The following is a 19,465-nucleotide window of genomic DNA, read 5'->3' on the forward strand; positions in this document are numbered from 1 at the left end:
TTAACATGGCGCTATAAAATCTATAGTAGGGTGAATATGTATAGAAAATATCAATAGATAATAAAAATTGATGAAAGTATAGTATTTAGAGAAAAAAAGAGGCCGGATAGGAGAATGCTCCACCCGGACTCAAAAAACTATTGCCCATATCTATTTCGCACCTATTTTCCGCTCACCATGATCTCTTTGCCCCGCCACGCATTGCGTATTAAGCGATACAAGCCGATCAAAATCGAGGGGCCGCCGGCTACCAGCAAGATCAATGCCCATTGCCAACCCGTTAAGGCCGTGGTTTTAAAAATGGCCTGCAGAGGGGCGATGTAGATGACACTGAGCTGCATAAGGGTCGAGCCGATCACTGCCGCCACCAGATAAGGATTGGAGAAGATTCCCACCTCAAAAATACCCCGGGTCTCGGATTTGCAATCGAAGACGTGGAAGAGCTGGGAGAAGACCAGAGTGGTAAAAGCCATGGTTCGGGCCGCCAGCATAGTCACACCCATAAAGAGAGCGATGACAAAGACAAGCAGTGTTCCTAAGCCAATGATTGTACCGCGGATCAATATCTTCCGGGCTAAACCCCGGGCAAAGATGCTCTCTCCCGGATCTCTTGGTCGGCGATTCATAATATCTTTGTCCATGCCGTCCACTCCCAAAGCCATGGCCGGCAACCCATCGGTGACCAGATTGACCCAGAGAATCTGGATGGCCAGCAAAGGTAAAGGCAACCCCACTAAAGCCGCTAAGAACATCACCAGGACTTCCCCGATATTGCAGGAGAGCAAATAGCGGATAAACTTGCGGATATTATCGTAGATGGCCCGGCCTTCTTCCACAGCGGCCACAATGGTAGCGAAATTATCGTCTGCCAGGACCATAGCCGAGGCTTCCTTGGTCACGTCGGTCCCCGTCTTGCCCATGGAGACCCCGATATCCGCCTCTTTGACGGCGGGAGCATCATTCACCCCATCCCCTGTCATGGCCACCACTTGATCGTTCTTTTTAAGAGCCCGGACAATCCTCAGCTTATCCTTGGGGGTGACACGGGCGTAGACGGAGACATTCATGACTTCCTTTTCCAGCTCTTCATCGGACATCCGGTCCAGATCGGAGCCGGTGAGTATTACATCAGCATTTCCTTTGAGAATTCCCAGTTCCCTGGCCACAGCCTCCGCTGTAAGACGGTGATCCCCGGTAATCATGACCGGCTTAATTCCGGCTTTGCGGCATACTTTGATGGCTTTGGCCGCACTTGCCCGCGGAGGATCAATCATCCCCATCAATCCCACGAAAATCAGATCTTCCTCTACCCGCTCATCGATCCGTTCGTTTTCCTGCAAGGGCTTCTCGGCTAAGGCCAGTACTCTTAAGGCTTTTTTGGCCATCTCATCATTGGCTTTGAGGATAGCCCTTCTTCTGATCTCATTTAATTCCACAATGCCCTCGGAAGTCAGCTCACTCCGGCAGCGCCTCAGGATCTCATCGGGAGCGCCCTTGACATAGGCCTTCTTTTCCCGTTTCCCCTTATAGATGACGCTCATGCGCTTGCGATCCGAGTCAAAGGGAATCTCCCCAACCCGTTCTTCCTTACGTTCCAGGGTTTCCCTCCAGATCCCCGCCTTGGCTGCGGCAACCAGCAGAGCGCCTTCCGTAGGGTCTCCTTCAATTCCCCAGGGGGACTCCTTGCCCGCTGCCCGGAACATTCCTGCCACCTGAACCCCCTTACGGTTCAGGGAGGAATTATTGCATAAGGAGGCGATCTTCAGGGCGACCTGCAGGGGGCTTTTTTCCTTGGCGGGATCCGCCCCATGAAAGTCCCCTTTGGGATCATAGCCCTGTCCGGTTACCGAGATCATTTTCCGATCCGTATAGATTTGGCGGACGGTCATCTCATTTTGAGTGAGGGTCCCGGTTTTATCGGAACAGATGACCGTAGCACAACCCAGAGTCTCCACGGCAGGCAGCTTGCGGATAATGGCCTTGCGTTTAACCATCCTTTGTACCCCAATGGCCAGGGCCACGGTTACAATAGCAGGCAACCCTTCCGGGATGGCTGCTACAGCCAGGGAGACTCCGGCCAAAAACATCTTATAGAAGCCTTCCCCCCGCAGGACTCCGGTCAGAACCACAATACCACAGACGATAATACTGATGACGACTAAATATTTGCCCAGCTGAGCCAGACGTTTTTGCAGAGGAGTTTCTTCCTCTTCTACACTCTGGATCATCCCGGCGATGACGCCCATTTCCGTCTCCATTCCTGTGGCGACCACGACGCCGGCCCCCCGGCCGCTGACTAAGGAGGTACCCATATAACCCATATTCACCCGATCAGCCATGGGGGTCAGTTCATCGGTCAAGGGAGCCACCCGCTTGGCCACCGGATGGGATTCTCCGGTTAGGGCGGACTCTTCTACTTCCACATTCACTGCCTGAATCCAGCGGATATCGGCGGGAATCCGATCCCCAGCCTCCAAGAGAACGATATCCCCGGGAACAAGATCCGCCGCAGGAATCCTGCTTTCCAGGCCATCCCGCAAGACCCGGGCTTCCGGAGCCGTTAAGGATTTTAAGGATTCAATAGAGCGCTCTGCCCGAAATTCCTGGATAAATCCCAGAACTGCATTGAGTACCAGGATGGCCATAATCGTCACTGCATCGGCGATTTCCCCTAAGAGAGCGGAGACAATGGTCGCAGCCAAAAGAACCAGCACCATAAAATCCTTGAATTGTCCGAGAAAGAGAAAGACAGGATGAACCCCTTTTTTGGTCTCCAGAATATTCCTTCCCACTTCGCCCAGCCGCCGGTTAACCTCCTTAAGGTTCAATCCTTTCCCAGGATGCACCTCCAAGGCCTTAACCACATCCAGCCAGGGCAAAACATGCCATGCTTGCTGCCGCATTTCTCTATCGTCCTCCTTTGGACTGTTGTCCAACCTTTTTGTACATGCTTATTCAGGAGGAGAAGGAAAAATACCCAAGATTTGTGTTATACTATGGACAACTTTAAATAGAACTTTTCGCTATAGAGAGGAGACAACTATGGCCTTAGATGGCATTACCTTACATCATTTAGTTCATGAATTAGCTCCCAAACTGGAGGGGGCCCGAATAGATAAAATCACCCAACCGGAGAAAGAGGAAATCCATCTTCAACTGCGCAGCCAGGGCCAGTCCTACCGACTCCTGCTGAACATCTCAGCCACAGGAGCCCGGCTTCATCTTTCCCAAAAAAACAAGAAAAACCCTCCTTCTCCCCCCATGTTCTGCATGATCCTGCGCAAACACATCGAGGGGGGTAAAATCCTTGCTCTGGAGCAGTTGGGGTTGGAACGGATCGTACTCCTCACTGTGCAAAACTATAACGAGTATGGAGATTTAGCAACCTTTTATCTTTATCTCGAGATCATGGGCAAGCATAGCAATCTTATTTTAGTGGATCCTCAAAGCGGGGCTATCCTCGACGGGCTAAAACGCTATTCCCATGCCCTAAGCCGTCATCGCGAGGTTCTGCCCGGGCGCCTATATATTGCTCCTCCTTCTCAAGGAAAGGCGGATCCCCTGGGGACAGAAGAAGATTGGCGAAATATCCTCTTCCAGGATGGTCTTGGCGAAAAGGTTATAGATTTGCTGGTCAGGTACTATGCAGGGATCAGCCCGGAACTGGCCCGGGAAATCTTAACTCGGACCGGATTGGAACAGACGATTTCCCTTGATCAATGTGGTGATATTGATCTATCCCGGATTTTCCAGGCCTATACCCTTTTAGCTAACCCAGCTCATACTCCTCCCTTAGAACCCACCCTCTATTATCAGAGGGGAGTTAATCCAACCCGCCCCAACTCTCTCCCTACAGCTTTTACGATTCTGCCTTTCCAGCAGTATCAGGGCCTTCCTACTCAGTGCTTCACCTCTCTGGCTGAGGCCGTGGAGAGCTTTTATCAGAGCAAAGCCTCCAACAATTCTTTAGAGGCCAAAAGGGGTTCCCTGCGGAAAATCCTTCAAGAGCAGCTCCAGCATCTGAACAAGAAAAAGGGCATCTATGAGGATACCCTGGCCACGGCAGCCAAGGGGTTGAGATACCAACGCTGGGGGGAGCTGCTCACAGCGAACCTCTACCGTCTTGAACTGGGGATGAGGGAAATTGTGGCGGAGGATTATAATGAGGAATCTCTGCCCCAAGTGACGATTCCACTGGACCCTCAGCTCACGGGCATTGAAAACTCCCAACGTTATTACCGGCTTTACAATAAGGCGAAAGCCACCATTCAAAAAACAACTCCTCTGAAAGACGCCGTCGAGGAGGAGATCACTTATCTTCATTCCGTTCTTTTAAGCCTGGAGCAAGCCTCTGCACCCTCCGAGCTGGATGAGGTTCATAAGGAACTGATCGATGAGAATTACTTGTCCGGCAAACACCATGGCAAATCCTTGGCCGGGGAAGAAAAAAATAATCCCGGCAAAAACAAGAAGAACGGCAAGAATTCTAAACATAGTAAGGGACAAAGCAGCAAGAATGCCAAGGGGAATAAACAGGACCCTAAAGCAGAATCCCCTCAGCCCAAAATCTATCTATCCAGTCAAAACCGCCCCATCCTTGTGGGTAAAAATAATCGTCAAAATGATTGGCTGACCCTTAAAAAAGGCCGCCCCCAAGACCTCTGGCTCCATACCAAAAACATCCCTGGCTCTCATGTGCTGATTCCCCTTGAGGAGGGTGAAGAGTTCCCCGATGATGCTACTTTAGAGGAAGCGGCCGCCCTGGCCATCCATTTCAGTCAGGCCAAGGGCTCCACTTTGGTTCCGGTGGATTATACTCATGTTAAGAACATAAAAAAACCCAATGCCGCTAAACCCGGTATGGTCATCTATGATAAGAATTGGACTCTTTATTTGACTCCGCAAGAGGAGATTGTGGAACGTTTGCTGGCCAGCGAAGGGGAGGAAATGCCTTAAGCTACCTTCAACAAGAACGAGTAAGAACGTAAAAGCCCGCAGGATCCAAATGGAACCTGCGGGCTTTTTGCCATACCTTGCTAAATAGCGGAATGAAATGCCCAATTAAGAATCACGGCAAGGGCCGCCGCATAAACAATCATTTCAACAACTATCAAGGTAATGCTGTTTTTAAATTTTGACTCTCCCACTGCATTCACTCCTTAGATTGACCCTTATCCAGTACATCCCGTTCTCTTTCAATTCTTTCCAGCTCCACAGGATGATCCTCCTCCATCTCCTCCCGGGTGAGATTGCCTACATACCAGACCTTGCTCATGGGGAAGGATCTATTGTTAAAATGGACATTGTAAAAATGCCAGATGAAAATAGCACTAATGGCTAAGATGGCTTCATCCGTATGGGCATAACGTGATGAATCAATGACCCAACGAGGCAAAAATAAAGTGAAGAATTGAGGGTACCACATCATCAAACCGGATCCTCCCATGATGAGCATCCCCCAAAATACTGCCCAGTAGTCGAATTTTTCTTTATAGGAATAGCGGTCAAAGCGGGCGGGGTTCTTTCTGAACCCTAAGAAATAGGAAAGATTATGGGCCAAATCCCTGAAGTCTTTCCAGTTGGGCATAATAGCCCAGGATTTCTTTTTCCCGCCTAATGGTACTAATACAAGGTAAATCAAGTGGTAAATGCTTACCACGATCATCAGCGCTCCTCCCAGCAGATGGACATAAAACATCGTGTCAAAGCCGCCAAATAAGGAGACTACTCCCTGAGATAGTTTGCTTTGTTCGAATTTTATAGGCAAGCCGGTTATAGTGAGGATCATAAAACTGGTGAACATTCCTATATGCTGGATGCGCTGGTGAATATCAAAGCGCTGGTAAACTTGTTCATGGCCCACGGGATTACCTCCTCTTGCGATTTTGTAGGATGATTCGTAATTCTCGGTACAACTGCATTTCAATGTGAATCACCAGTAAGGTCATCGCAATTATAGTCAGCCAAACAAAAAACTTAGCCGTATAATACATGGGTTTTCCGGGGCCCATGGCCGTAAGCTGGAAATGCTCCGCTCCTTCTGTAAAGCCTGGGGAAGGATTTTTATGACATCGGGCACAGGTCTGGGGAATATTCTCCTTGGCCACTTGAGAATTAGGATTATCCTGACCCAGAACTTCATGAGCACTGTGGCAGTCCACACAGCTGGCGGACCGTTGGCTTCCCAGGAACACCCCTTTGCCATGGAAACTATGCTGATAACTGTCCGCTACCCGCCCGGTATGACAGGTGGTGCATAATTCAACGCTTTTCTTTTTGTCCACATGTACTCCTGACGGGTGAGGGTAAGCCGTTACATCGCTGTGACAGCTTGTGCAGCTCAAGGAGCTGTGGACGGAGCTTTTTAGATCATTGGCGACATTGGCATGGCATTGATTGCAATTGGTTTGAGCAAGGACCACCGCCCCATCGGAAAGCAACCAAAAACTAAAGAAAAGAGTAAAAATAATTCCATTTAATACCCATTGCTTTTTCTTTGTCATCGTCCCTACCTCATATTCTGGGTTTTATCGAGGGGTTCCCCTATAGGGAGGGTTATAACCCACAGCATTGCTAGTGTGTCTCAAATAATCCGGCTCTATGCACTTATGACGATAAAAAACGATCCGCCGCATCCTGTTGGGACGCGGCGGATTGTTTAAATTCCGGCTTCTTTATATTTTTTCTCCAGAAATTCACCGATCTTATGGAAGGGCTTTTTTAAAGCGGCCAGGGGCAAAAAGACGAGAATGAAGCCCAGCAGAGCGGAGGCATTCAAGCGCACGCTTGCCCAATTGGAACCTGCAATGGCTTCACGAAAGCCGTTGATGCCGTAAGTAAAGGGCCACAGGGGATGGAGGAGCCCAAAGATGCGGGGGTTGGTCTGGATGGGGTAAATTCCGCCTGCGCCGGCAATCTGAAAGACCATAATGATGACCACAATGGCTTTGCCCACATTGCCGAATAAGGAAACCAGGGTAAAGATGATGACTACAAAGGTGATGGAGCACAAAATACTGAAAAACATCATCAAGCCAAAGTCGGCCGGTTTGACCCCCAGGATGAAGACATCTCCCAAGGTGATGATGGTGGACTGAATGAGGGATAAGATCAAAAACAGGGTCATTTTTCCAAAATGCTTTTGTTTCAGGTTCAGCTTGTGGTTCTCCAGATCATTGCAGTGAACGGTTAAAAAGGCACAAAGCAGCAGGACCCCTACCCAGATCGCCAATACGGTATAAAAGGGGGTAAGGCCTTCGCCAAAGGTCCCGCCCTGATAGATTTCCACCTGTTCAACGTCCAGGGGGGAGGAGACGAACTCGGCGATTTCTGAGGAATGGTTCTGGATGATGTTGTCCAGGGCGTCGAGATCCTCTGAGGAAATGCTGTTGATTTCCGCCAGGATGGTATCAAGATCCTCCTGGAGATCGGTGAGCCGGTTCATCATCTGGGCACTTTGCTGGGCGGCCAGTCCGCTGGACGCTGCGGCAAAGACGGACAAGGCGTCCAGTTGGGGAACGATAGCCAGAGCGGAACCCACCAGCCCGCTGGTATTGTCCAGGGATTGGGCGACTTTATCCCCCAGACCCTGTAAGAGGGGCAGTCCCTGGGCGGCATAGGAGGCGGACAGATTCTGGGCGAGCTGATTCAGTTCGGCGCTGAGCTGGGAAAGGGTCTCCAGTGCCTGGGCGGCAGCTTCCTTGGCCGTGCTGTTTTGCCCATCCAGGATCTGTATCATAGCTGTTTGTTGCGCGGCAACCAAACGGTCTGCATAACGCAGGGAATCGATCAGCAGGGTCAGGGCGTTTAAATGATAGGTGGCGTTCAGATCGCTTAAGGAGGAGATATCCGCCTGAATCAGGATATGCAGTGAAGAACAGAGCACGATATTTTGCTGGAGAAGGCTTTTGGTGTTTTCATCGAGGGTCGTGTCGTTGATGTTCTTCAGCCTGCCGATCAGCTCCTGATTCTGCCGATTCAGCTCCTGGACCCGGCTTAAATCGCTGCTGATGTTGTTAGCGATGGTCTGCATGGTGCGGTCGGTCTTTTGGGCCAGGGACCCGCCTGCGGCAGTGATTTGCTGTAAGCTGTTGATTTGGTCGGTCAAGGTGGGCGAAAAGGCCGCAGCTTCTAATAAATAGTTTTGAAAGCTGGCGGCGTTTTCCCCTGCTTTGTCGATATGTTGCTTGGCCGCGGCGATGTCCCCGTCCGCTTCTTGCAAAGTGCTTTGCAGATCCTGGAGTACGGAGCGGCTGATCTCGTGATTGTCGGTCCCTGTTTTGATCATTTCCATAGCTTTTTCATTCACTGTTTTGGTAAAGCTGCTCTCTATGCTCTCCATCAGGCGATCTTTTGCCACATTAGTGATTTTGGCGGCAATGGCATTGAGCTTTTCATTGACCCGGTACGTGACCACGGGCTTTTGGGGAGTGGGGGTGGCCAGGCTCGTCAGGCGTTCGGAAAAGTTGCGGGGAATTTCAATCATCGCATAGTACTGGCCTTCATTCAGGCCATAGTTGGCCTGCCATTCGTCCACGAACTGCCAGCCGATGGATCGATTTTCCTTGAGCTCCTCCATCACCTTTTCGCCTACATTGATAATTTCCCCGTTCATTACCGTCCCTTCATCGTTGTTGACAATGGCCACCGGCAGATTTCCGGTATTGGCATAGGGGTCCCAGCAGGCGTAAATATTCACCCAGGCGTATAAAGAGGGCAGCAGGCACAGGAGCACAATAATCGCCAGTGCGGCCCGGTTGTTTTTAATTGTCTTGATATCCCTGCGAAAAATCAGAAAGACGGGGTGGATTCTATGCCGGGCGATATGCTGCAGGGTATGCCCGACTTTCTGAAAGAATGTTCCTTTGGATCCCTTCATTGTTCGCCCTCCTTACTCTCCTAAACCAGAGCTTTCGAATTTTTTCTCAAAACGGTGGACCCGGGGATGAAGCAGATTGATAAGATAATAGCCGCTGATTAAAAAGACAAAGGCAAATAGGCCCAGCACCACAAAATCCAGCATTACGGCATTGACCAGGGGGCCGGCGATGGCTTCCCGGAAGCCGCCCACTGTATAGGCAAAGGGGAAAAGGGGCTGAAACACCCTGAAAATGGCGGGGTCGACCTGTATAGGATAGCTCCCTCCGCTGCCGGCCAGCTGAAAGATCATATAGATAATGGCCAGGGCTTTGCCGCCGTTGCCTAAGGTGGAAAATAGGGTATAGGTAATGATGCAGAACACTACGGAAGAGAAGACGGCCACACAGACAAAGAGAAAGGCGTTGACCACATGGACTTTTAAGAGCAGGATGTCGCCCAGGGCGACAATCAGGCCTTGAATGACCGCCATGGAGCAAAAGGTCATCATTTTGCCAAAATGCTTTTCCCGCAGGGTCAGGGTTTCGGAGCCCTCAAAGGGAGCAACCTCTGTCCTGAGGAGGGAATTCAGAATCAGACACCCCACCCAAAGGGCCAGGGTGGTATAGATTGGAGTCATACTGGACCCGTAGTTGGGAATGGGATAAATGGATTCGGTTTTCTGCTCGAAGGGTGAGGAAAGAAAGCTGCCCATAAATTCCGGGTTGCTTTGCAGAATGGAAATGATTTGGACGATGTCATTGTTATTGACCAACTCCAGCTTGCCGCCCAGGCTTGCGATGACGCCCCGGAATTCCACAAGCTTGTTCTGCAGCTTGCCGCTTATTTCCGAGGTGAGCTGGGCGCCCTCCTGGGCGGTTTGCATCATGCTCCCAATTTCCCCTCCCAGCTTCTGGGCGGATAGGGCCAGGGCGGCAGCGTTGTCGGCGGAGGTGACCAGGCGGGTGCCGATGGTGTTCAAATCCCCGCGGATGCTGTTATGATAATCGGTCAGGGCTTCGTTGGTCCGGCTTTCGATCTGATAGAGATCATTCTGGAGGGTGTCGGCCTTTTCTTTGATGAGAGCCGCGGCTTCACCGGCTTCGTTCTGGATATCGGATAGCTTTTGCCGGATATCACCCAGGTTGGCATCGATCTGGTTCAAGGTGTTGATCATCCGACTCAGCTCTTGCTTTTTGATGTCGTCTGCCTTTTGGGTGGTGTTCAAAACGTTTATGGCGGCATCCATTTTGGGCAGGACGGTATCGATGGACTGAATCACCGAATCGATGGCTTTATTGGCCGATTCAAGGGCCGCGCCTGTGTTTTTCTGAATGGCTTGCAGGGACTCCAGGGAGTCAAGAACCCCATCCTTAAGGCCGGAGTTCTGCAAGGCGCGAAGGCTTTCAATCAAGGCGGTGATTTGCTCGGAGGAAAGGGACTGGTTCACAGATTCCAGAGCTGCGATGGCGCTGCTGATGGAGGAATCGATGGTGTTGATTTGCTCCTCCAGCTGAGGAAAAGTGCGGTCCAGATATTCGGAAAGCTCTTCGGAATCAGCAGAAAACTGCTTTAGATTTTTTTGTACCTCAATCAATTGTTGTTTCATGTTGGTCAGAGAGGTTTTCAGGGAGGTCAGCCTGGCCACCGCATTTTTCGTATCGGAGCTCCAGTCGATTCTTTGGTAACGGCTCAGATAAGTGGAGGTCGCGCCCACGGAGTCTTCCATGGAACGCAGTAAGGCGTCCAAATCGTAGAATGCGGTGTTCATCTTTGTGGTATTTCCTTCCGAAACCGCAAGGTTCAACTCCAGGAACAGGGCGTGGGCACGCTGGCTGGAGGTATGGATGTAGGCCAGATTGGTATCCATATAATCCAGGGAGCTGTTCAGCCGCTGCTGTGTGGAGCGGGAAAGCTCCTGCTGGCTGACAGCGGTTTGGCTGACTGTGTTCAGTCCGCTTTCGACCAGGGGCCAGGCTGCGTTCATACTGGTCAGGAGCTGGTTTAGGTTGCCGGAATTGTCGTGCAGGGCGTTCATCGTCGTGGTCACAAGGGGCAGGTGGTTGTTCAGCCCTACGATGGCATCCTTCATTTTTATAATGTCCTGTAAATTGGTATCGGCATCTTTTCCCACTGGATTGAGAATGGCAAAAATCGATTCGTTAAGGGTGAATACAAAATTCTGGGTGATTTCTTCCACCAGTGTATTTTTGGCGGATTCCGTTATTTTTCCTGCAACGGGATTGATCTTAGTATCGACTTTATAAAGGATTTTCGGCTTTTCCGGGTTGCCGGAAAACATGGTCGTGAATTTTGCGGAGAAATCCTCCGGAAAGATAATGGCGGCAAAATAAGTACCGTCCGCCAGGCCCAAATCGGCCTGCCGTTCGTTAACAAACTGCCAGTCGATTTTGTCGTTTCCTTTCAGCTCCTCCACCACATCTCTGCCAATGTGGATTTCCTTGTCCCGAAAGGTGGTGGCCTGGTCATTGTTGACAATGGCGACCGGAATCGAACCGGTATTTTCGTAGATGTTCCAGGAAGCCTGTATGTTGACCCAGGCGTATAAGGAGGGAAGCAGGCATATTCCGGCGACGATAATAATAGCAACAGGGTTGCGCGAAATTCTTCGCCAATCCTGTTGCCAGATTTTCCTCATGTTTCTGAACTTCATAGGTAGTCCTCCGCTAAAGTGTAGTCAAAACGCCCACTATCCGTCGAATAAAGCGTCAATACTACAATTCTATCACCATTGTCAATGGACGAAAGTGGGTGATGACAAAATTTCTATAAGGCCAATAAAAATAAGCCCTGGGATTGGATATTTGTGGTTTAATAATCATCCAATCTCCAGGGAATATTTATGTCACAACCTATAGGTAGGTGACAATTATGATAAAAAAGTTGAGGTAATAAGTTTGTTCAACATATATTTTTATTTTTAGGACATGATAATTGAAGATTGAAAAACAATTACTTAGGAGGGTAAAAATGAGCACTAAAAAGCAGATGACAGGGTTAGAAAGTCTTACTGGGGTAAAAGTGGAGATGGAAATTGCAGAGGAGCTAAGTGCTTTAAAAGATCAGTTTAGTAAAATGCAGCAGTCTATTTCTAGCTTACAGTCTGGCATGGGGTCTCAAAATACATCTTCAGCCCAAGGGCAAGGACAGCAGCAATTAACGCAGTTATTTGATGAAATGAATCAATTTAAAAATCAATCAAAACAGGAACAACAGCAAAATCTAAGCAAGCTTCAACAATCTGTTCAGTCAGCTTCGCAAGCTTTAAATCAAGCTAGTCAATCCATCCAATCGATGAATGCTCTAGATCAAATGGCATCCTTTATCGAGCAAGCTCAATCTCAACTTCAAAATATCTCGCAAAACCCTCAAACCTCTCAGTCATCACAACAAGGAGCACAAGGTTCAATGCAGATGGGTCAAAGCTCAATGCAGACAGGACAGAGTTCTCAACAATCTGGACAAAGCTCGGATATCGGTCAGAGTTTTCAATAAACCAATATAGTAAATCAGCCCTCACTCAAACAGTGAGGGCTGTTTTTATAATTCTTATCTGACCCTAATTTTCTCGCCAGGATAAATAGTATCTGGTCTGCCGCGAAGATGAGGATAGTTAACGCTCATAACACATATACCCGCTCTCGCAAAGTATCCTGGCTCCCTTATTCGTCCTGGCATAATCGCGCACTTCATCGGGCATATGCCCTTCGCTTTGATAGGCCAATACTTTCTTTAACAGTTCGACGCTCTTGACTTTCTTGCGCAGGGAGGCCTCCCTGCCCACAATTTTCAAGGAGGTTATCCCCATGTCCCGATATTCGGGCAAGGTGCACAGACCGCACATGCCCAGCGGATATTTTACTCCGAAATACCCACCGCTGTTCCTAATCCCGATCCATTGCCACCTTTTCAAATCACCCACATTGCGCTCAAAGGTCTCCCCGGAAATTTTTAAGCTCCTTAACTTCCATGTCTCTAAAGCCCCGCCCTCTTCCGGCGGGATCAGCTTATACCGCCAGGCCGGATTATGACAGAAGGCGCCGCCAAATTGATGACTGACATGGCAGTGGGATTCCTCAAACATACAACCGTCGTTGAGGATAAAAACTTCATATTCCAGATCTTCCCCCGCCCTGTCAATGATCTTCTTAAGTGTCTTCGCCTCCAGATAACGGGGAAAAACGATTCGTTTGACACCCAGCTTCTTAAAGAACAGGACCGCGGAGCTGTTTAAAACGCCGGCCAGGCTGCTGACATGAATCACGATATCCGGTTCCTTCTCGATCAGCATCCGGATCAGCCCCGGATCCGCAACAATAAAAGCATCCACCTTGCAGCTCCTCTTGATCTCTCTTGCGAAAGCCAGAATCTCCTCATAGAGATCTTGGGCATAGCCCGGTTGATTCAACGTCAGGTATACCTTTTTCCCTTGGGCATGGGCGAAGTCAACCAGCAGAGACAAGCTTTCCAGGTCGGGGATGTTGGCGTTACCCGATTCGCGGCGATTGATCCAGATTTCCCGCTGGGTGTTCCCCGGCTTATTCTTCAATGCCCCAAGCCCTATTCCACAATAAAGTTCGTCGGCGCCATGTGCAATTAATCGTTCCGCTTCCTTTACGGAACTTACCGGTGCCAGGATGTTCATCGTACACCTCCCTGATCGATTAATGACTCCGATTAGATTGGCTCCGGCTGGAAAATCATCCGGTTGACCCCGATCTTTTCCGCCTCAGTCAGGATTTCAGCCAGGAATCCTTTGTTCTGACGATAAAAAACGGTGTTTCCCTTCTGCATAATTTGCCAGTCCTTATCTTTCTTAACCCGACCACTGAGGTCGGACATTTCCAGCCAACCTAACCTGCATTTCTGCGGACACGACCCGGTCGTCTTGAACTTTTCCTTGGCATCCAATCCCCACGATTGCATCAGGCAAATCCGGCCTGTCATAATCACGCCATAAGGGATATATAAAGAGATGTCATAACCCCAAGTCGGCAGATTTGGGTCCAGCCCCTGAGGGGGATAATCCAGTTCCACCCGTCCTACCTGATACTGATCAAGCAAGCCCTTCATCTCTCCTCCTGCCAGGTAGCTGGTCTGGAACTTGTGAATCACAGTTTGATCCGGCGAATTTCGCAAGGAATCCGGCATCCGGGGGTCCCGGATAATTTTATTCATCAGTCGGCCTAAAACAGGAGTAAGGGTGGGATGATGCTCCGTCACCCAATCAAGCACACCCCAGTCATTAATCACAACCTCAGCCTCAGGTTTTGTTTGCGCTAGGATGTCCAGCAGCTGCTGGACTTTAGTCAGCCCAGTCTCTGTCACATAGGGGGTGACGTAAGTAAATCCCCATCCACGTTCTTCAGCCGTACTAATCGCCTTTTCCAAAGCCTTCCCTGTCGATAACGCCCTTTCGCAGAATTCCTCACCGAAATAAAGCCTCGTAAAGCTTATCGGGCCGTATTTTGCTTCCAGAATCTCTTTTACCCCTGTTAGGTAACTTGTTTTTGCTCCGCCCCAAGGTTCCTCTATTCTTTTGAACGCCTGTTCATGTGGAATAGCCAAGACCCATTCCACGTCACTCACCTCCTTTAGAGTTACTTGATTAATACTCTACTATAGTATGATTTTCGGTGGTAATCTGAGCCCATTCGCCTTTAGAATTGTTCCTTTAATATGAAACAGCCTGTCCTGGATTCGAATGCACTTTCGAATCCAGCCAGGCTGCGGCGGGGGGATGATGGAACAACATCCATACCTACGAACTTAGGCGGCTGTCCCGCTTTAACGAAGGCTTTATTCTATTGATAATGCCAGAAGGTAGCAGACCAGTTTTAGTTCAAAAACTTCGTTTTTTTGCCACAACAAGTTAAATCTAATTTGTGCATGGCTCTTGTGCAGGCAATATATAATAGACTCCGGTCTAATTGTGTTTTATAAAGATCATCGGAAACATCGGGCACGATCACCTGATCAAATTCAAGTCCTTTCGACATGTGTACAGAAGTGATGACGATGCCATCTTGAAATTCGCTGCTGCCAAAACTCAATAGAATCATAGTGTCATAAGCGGTATGAAGTTGTTCAAAAAGCAGCCTTGCCTGTTTCTGTGATTTGCAGATAATACCCAAGGAGGCCTGTGCGGATTGTCTGAATTGCTCAATCAAATGCCGTATCTTGCCCAACTGTTCCTTCTGAGTTTGACATACTGTTATTGTTGGTTTGTCACCATGCCGTTCAATGGGAATTAGTTTTTTGTTTTCTAAAATTTTTTGGGTAAATCCGGTAATTTCAATGGTTGAACGGTAGCTCCTGCACAATTCCATACAATCACATCCGGCAAAGTACGGCTGAATCTTTTCCGCGGAGGATGAACTGTAAGGATTTACGCTTTGATAGCTGTCGCCCAAAATGGTCATTTTACAGGAAAATAGTTTCGCTAAAACGGCATATTGGATAGGCGTATAATCCTGCATTTCATCAACCAACAAGTGCTGTATACTTTTGTAATCCTGTTCTTCTCCTTCAAAATACATTTTCACATAAATGAAGGGATAGACATCGCAAAACTCCAACGTATTTTTACGGATAAAACGGAACAAATCATCCCGACCGAGGTAGCGGTAAAAATTTTGATACAGCAAAAGCGTATCGGTAAATTGAAACATTTTTTGTATGCTGTCTCTTATTTGGCGGGAAATTGCGGCGTCCATCTTTTTATTCGTATGTCTCTTGTATTTTTCTATTAAATCGTCTGCTATTTTACGCAACCGCTTCTTCATAGGCAGCCTTTTCAGAGCATGATAGTTAGAAAGCAGGGTTTCTTTGGAAACAAAAAAACTTCCGAGGGCCAGATCGGTGGGAACAAAATAGTTTTCGTCAGCATATTCCAAATACGATTGGAGCTGCTCTACAAAGAGGTTTGTCGCCTTAAACTCAATTCTGGCAATTGCTTCGGCATCCTCATCCGCTAATAAGCTTTCTACTTGTTCAGAAAAACTCTGATAGTGATACTTTCCAAGCATGCTCGTGGCAATATCATCAAAACTTATTTCTGCCATATTCTCTTCTCCTAATTCCGGCAAAACATTGGAGATGTAGTTGCCGAATACTTTATTAGGAGAAATAATCAGGAGATCCTTTGATGTTAAAGTCTCTTTGTAGCGATACAGTAAAAACGCGACCCGATGCAATGCTATAGAGGTCTTTCCGGAACCTGCTGCCCCCTGTAGGATCAGGACTTTTGCACTGTCATTTCTAATGATAGCGTTTTGCTCCCTTTGGATGGTTGCTACAATGTTTTTCATTTTGTCATCGGAATTCTGGCTTAATTCCTTTTGCAAAATTTCGTCGCCAATATTCAGAGAGCTTTCAATCATATACTCCATTTGAGTTTGTCTGATTCTGTATTGCCGCTTTAGGGTCAGCACTCCATCAATTTTTCCAACAGGAGCCACATAAAAAGCCGGGCCAATCTCAAAATCATAAAACATACTTGAGATAGGTGCTCGCCAGTCGAAAATGATGTTGTGAGATGTCGCGGGATCAGCAAAAGCATGCACTCCAATATAGAATGGATCTCCTTTACCTTCTTTTGTCTCAGCAAAATCAATTCTTCCAAAATAGGGAGATTGTATTAATTTTTGAAGCTTCCCTCTTTCTTTGATAGCTTTTTCTCCGAAGGTAACGCTATCATGAACAGCGATTCTATTCGCCGCTTTTTCAGCAAGGTCAAGTTGATTTTCATAGATATACCGCTTAGTCTCTAATATTTCTCTGGAGTAATGGTCTATTGTTTCTTTCATGTGTTCCAGCGCTGTTTTGAGCTTTCTCTGTACTTCACCTAAATACTCTCTTTCATCACTTTCCTTTTGATTAAACATAATTAATCTCCTTTATCCCTTTGAATTTACAATCTAAAGTATAGAAGGAAATTCAAAAAATACTAGACTTATAATTTTCAATGCGGTATCATTTAGATTAAGTATTGCCCCTAAAGAAAATGATAAAAAATTCCATTTCTCGATATTTTTAGGTTTATTTATATAATATAGCCTCTCCAATCGTTTGTATTGGAAAGGCTATAGTTTTTTATTATGAAAACGATGGCGACATGGGCCGTTATCCCATGGCAAGGGTTCTTAATTCCATTCGATAGCTGGTATTCTTTTATCTTTTTCACCTTCTCATCTCTGTTAGGTATTAATTAATAGATCACATACCTATTCCATCTTTTTTTACCTCATAAAAAAATCGTCGTAAGTAATCTCCAAAATTGTCTTTATGGCATGTAACTCATCCAAAGAAATATGCCTGATACCGGCCTCGATTTTCGCCAGTGTTCCCCGGGAAATATCACAGCCATGTATCTGTAATTGGGCTGAAAGCTCTTCCTGAGTCATACCCTTGGCGTTTCTCCATTTGCGAATATTATCGCCAATACTTTTATCCGCTTTGATGTTTTGTCCCATAGCTCTAAACCTTTCCTTGTTCCAATTTCGGAGCATATTTACCTTGATTATAGAGGGTAACCTATGTTATAATTGCTCCGATAACGGAGCAAAAGGGGATCACCATGGCGGATTATAAAAAAATGTATTTCGCACTTTTTAACGCAGTTACAACTGCGATTAATCATCTTCAGGATGCACAACGCGATGGGGAAAGTGAGTATATTGAAACCCAGGATAGTTCTTTAACTATTTTGCCCATTTCTGCTGATGAAAAACCAAAAGCCACCGAGTAAACGGTGGCGCCGATATAATGCTAAAGTCACAGGGCAAGCCTAGCCATACGCTGGACTTGCCCTGTACTTTTTTGCGTTGCAAAATGAAATCAGGTGATTCCGGTGTTATTTGACGTACGCAGCGGCGTTCTGGCCCGCAATACGGCCAAACACGACGTTGACGGCGGCCGGGTTGGCGCCCCAAGTCCCATCGTTAGCGCATTCACCTGCGGCGAACAATCCGGGAATAGCGTTTCCATCTGTTTTAAGCACCTGTGTATTCACATCCGTGTTAATTCCTCCAAATGTACCCTGTATGCGGCAGGTCATGGGAGCAGCATAGAACGGTGCTTCATCAAAGGTCATGTTCAGCATAGCGCGGCCAAACTCCTCGTCCTTGCCGTTAGCCACATAACCCTTGTAATTGTTGATCGTCTTCACGAGGTTCTCCTTGTTCACACCGATTTTGTCCGCAAGTTCTTCAATCGTGTTCGCACTTACGAAGAGGCCCAGCTTCTCGTACTCGCGCACATCCTTAACACCCTCGACAAGGGAATTGTCGAAGATCGCCCAACCACTGCCACCCTGTTGAACGACCTGAGGACCTACTCCATACGCACCCTGGTCGTTCACAAAACGCTGGCCGTCCTTGTTCACGAAAATCGCACCGGTGTTGAACAGGCTGCCCATATAATAGTAGTAGCCGTTCTCTGCCGTGGTATAGGTGAAGTTAACGCGAATATAATCCATGTTCTTCAGGTCCGCGCCCGCAGCTTGAGCCATCAGATGACCGTCTCCTGTACCTCCGGGGGAAGGGGAACTCTTATAACCCTTCAAAGTGGGGGCATATTCGGCAACCATGTCGTTGTTGGCTGCAAATCCACCGGAAGCGATGACCACCGCCTTAGCGGAAATGGTGTAGTCACCCTGCTTAGTGGAAACCTTGACGCCGTCCACGACGCCATCCTTCATAACCAGCTCAGTGGCTTTGCTGTTGACCCGCACGTCCACGCCGGTCTTTTCACATTCTGCCTTGAGCGCCGATACAATCGTGTTGCCAAATTCGCCCACCTCGCGGGCCGAAGTGGAGCTGACCTGACCGCTTGCCACCGTCAATTGTGCGCCGATACTGCGCAGCCAGTCTGCCGCCGCACCATTGTTATGGGTCAGTACGCTGAAGGCCTCCGCCGTTCCGTTGGGGTTTTGCTTTGTTAATATTGCCGCTTGTTCCTCTGCGGTCACATCGCTGCCCAACGCGATATGGGTTTTATCTCCCACCGCGCCGAAGCTCTCAACGGAGTAATTAGAGGTACCGCCCACAAGGCCAAGCTTCTCCAGCAGGATGACTTTCTTTCCCTCATTCGCCGCGCTTATCGCGGCGGTCATGCCGGCGCCACCGGCTCCAACCACCACCACATCCGCAGTGGTGTCTTCATGGGGCACATCGGCGATAACTTTACCAGTGAACTGGGCAGGATCGCCACCCGCCTGGGTGATCGCATTCCTGACAGCGTTCAGGAAGGCAGCGCTACTGACTGTCGCCCCGCTTACAATATCGAGATCCAAAGTCTGATTCTGCACGATCAGATCAGGGTACTGCTTGATGGGTACGGAACCGGTGTTGTGTGTCTCTTTTTCACTTACAACTTTAATGGCGTCGATGCTGTCCTTCCCGAGTGTGACCTTAACCACGATCGGGCCGTTACGACCGTTGCCCACGCCTAGGTAGTCGCCGGGGACGATCCCCCCCTGGGCCGAGCTTCCCGCACCGGCAGGAGCGGCGGTACAACCCGACAGCCCCAGCGTCAAGCACAGGAAAACCGATAGAATTGAGATAACCTTTGTCTTTTTCATCTTCTA

General features: G+C 48.4%; 13 protein-coding genes. 3 read left to right on the plus strand and 10 right to left on the minus strand.

The window, feature by feature from the left end:
* Nucleotides 1-161: 161 nt before the first annotated feature.
* Nucleotides 162-2,903: a calcium-transporting P-type ATPase, PMR1-type gene (locus DESPCE1_RS0116405; RefSeq protein ID WP_014795118.1), complete on the minus strand. Its 2,742-nt coding sequence runs from the start codon at nt 2,901-2,903 to the stop codon at nt 162-164.
* 139 nt (nt 2,904-3,042) lie between these two features.
* Here DESPCE1_RS0116405 and DESPCE1_RS0116410 point away from each other — a divergent pair, with 139 nt between their 5' ends.
* Nucleotides 3,043-4,956, plus strand: coding sequence for an NFACT family protein (locus tag DESPCE1_RS0116410; RefSeq protein WP_019851070.1), 1,914 nt, complete (start codon nt 3,043-3,045; stop codon nt 4,954-4,956).
* 196 nt (nt 4,957-5,152) lie between these two features.
* Here DESPCE1_RS0116410 and DESPCE1_RS0116420 read toward each other — a convergent pair whose 3' ends face one another.
* The 4 genes from DESPCE1_RS0116420 to DESPCE1_RS0116435 all read right to left on the minus strand — a co-directional run bounded on the left by DESPCE1_RS0116420 (nt 5,153) and on the right by DESPCE1_RS0116435 (nt 11,530).
* Complete coding sequence (locus tag DESPCE1_RS0116420; RefSeq protein ID WP_014795121.1) at nt 5,153-5,863, minus strand: formate dehydrogenase subunit gamma; 711 nt, start codon at nt 5,861-5,863, stop codon at nt 5,153-5,155.
* A 4-nt stretch (nt 5,864-5,867) separates the two neighbouring features.
* A complete protein-coding gene (locus DESPCE1_RS0116425) occupies nt 5,868-6,503 on the minus strand; it encodes a cytochrome c3 family protein (RefSeq protein ID WP_014795122.1) in 636 nt (211 codons plus the stop codon).
* Nucleotides 6,504-6,658: 155 nt separating this feature from the next.
* The gene (locus tag DESPCE1_RS0116430) at nt 6,659-8,878 is read right to left on the minus strand and encodes a YhgE/Pip domain-containing protein (protein ID WP_019851071.1); all 2,220 of its coding nucleotides are present in this window, start codon (nt 8,876-8,878) and stop codon (nt 6,659-6,661) included.
* Between the two features lie 12 nt (nt 8,879-8,890).
* Nucleotides 8,891-11,530 carry a YhgE/Pip domain-containing protein gene (locus DESPCE1_RS0116435; RefSeq protein ID WP_014795124.1) on the minus strand — a complete coding sequence of 880 codons (2,640 nt, stop codon included), beginning with the start codon at nt 11,528-11,530 and terminating at the stop codon, nt 8,891-8,893.
* A 317-nt stretch (nt 11,531-11,847) separates the two neighbouring features.
* Here DESPCE1_RS0116435 and DESPCE1_RS0116440 point away from each other — a divergent pair, with 317 nt between their 5' ends.
* On the plus strand, nt 11,848-12,372 hold the full coding sequence (locus DESPCE1_RS0116440) for a hypothetical protein (protein WP_014795125.1): 525 nt from the start codon (nt 11,848-11,850) through the stop codon (nt 12,370-12,372).
* Between the two features lie 118 nt (nt 12,373-12,490).
* Here DESPCE1_RS0116440 and DESPCE1_RS0116445 read toward each other — a convergent pair whose 3' ends face one another.
* From DESPCE1_RS0116445 to DESPCE1_RS0116460, 4 genes are all read right to left on the minus strand, one after another.
* The gene (locus DESPCE1_RS0116445; RefSeq protein WP_014795126.1) at nt 12,491-13,522 is read right to left on the minus strand and encodes a peptidase U32 family protein; all 1,032 of its coding nucleotides are present in this window, start codon (nt 13,520-13,522) and stop codon (nt 12,491-12,493) included.
* Nucleotides 13,523-13,554: 32 nt separating this feature from the next.
* Nucleotides 13,555-14,466 carry a hypothetical protein gene (locus DESPCE1_RS0116450; RefSeq protein ID WP_172637627.1) on the minus strand — a complete coding sequence of 304 codons (912 nt, stop codon included), beginning with the start codon at nt 14,464-14,466 and terminating at the stop codon, nt 13,555-13,557.
* Nucleotides 14,467-14,714: 248 nt separating this feature from the next.
* A complete protein-coding gene (locus DESPCE1_RS0116455) occupies nt 14,715-16,763 on the minus strand; it encodes a UvrD-helicase domain-containing protein (protein WP_014795128.1) in 2,049 nt (682 codons plus the stop codon).
* 354 nt (nt 16,764-17,117) lie between these two features.
* The gene (locus DESPCE1_RS0116460) at nt 17,118-17,351 is read right to left on the minus strand and encodes a helix-turn-helix domain-containing protein (RefSeq protein ID WP_014795129.1); all 234 of its coding nucleotides are present in this window, start codon (nt 17,349-17,351) and stop codon (nt 17,118-17,120) included.
* Between the two features lie 104 nt (nt 17,352-17,455).
* On the opposite strand from DESPCE1_RS0116460, the gene DESPCE1_RS23410 reads away from it, so the two are divergent.
* Nucleotides 17,456-17,626 (plus strand): hypothetical protein, encoded by a 171-nt coding sequence (locus DESPCE1_RS23410; RefSeq protein WP_014795130.1) that lies wholly within the window; start codon nt 17,456-17,458, stop codon nt 17,624-17,626.
* A gap of 105 nt (nt 17,627-17,731) precedes the next feature.
* Here DESPCE1_RS23410 and DESPCE1_RS0116470 read toward each other — a convergent pair whose 3' ends face one another.
* Entirely contained in the window at nt 17,732-19,459 is a 1,728-nt protein-coding gene (locus tag DESPCE1_RS0116470) for an FAD-binding protein (RefSeq protein WP_014795131.1), read from the minus strand.
* Between the last annotated feature and the right edge of the window lie 6 nt (nt 19,460-19,465).

Origin of the sequence: Desulfitobacterium sp. PCE1 (assembly GCF_000384015.1) — a bacterium.
GTDB lineage: Bacteria > Bacillota > Desulfitobacteriia > Desulfitobacteriales > Desulfitobacteriaceae > Desulfitobacterium > Desulfitobacterium dehalogenans.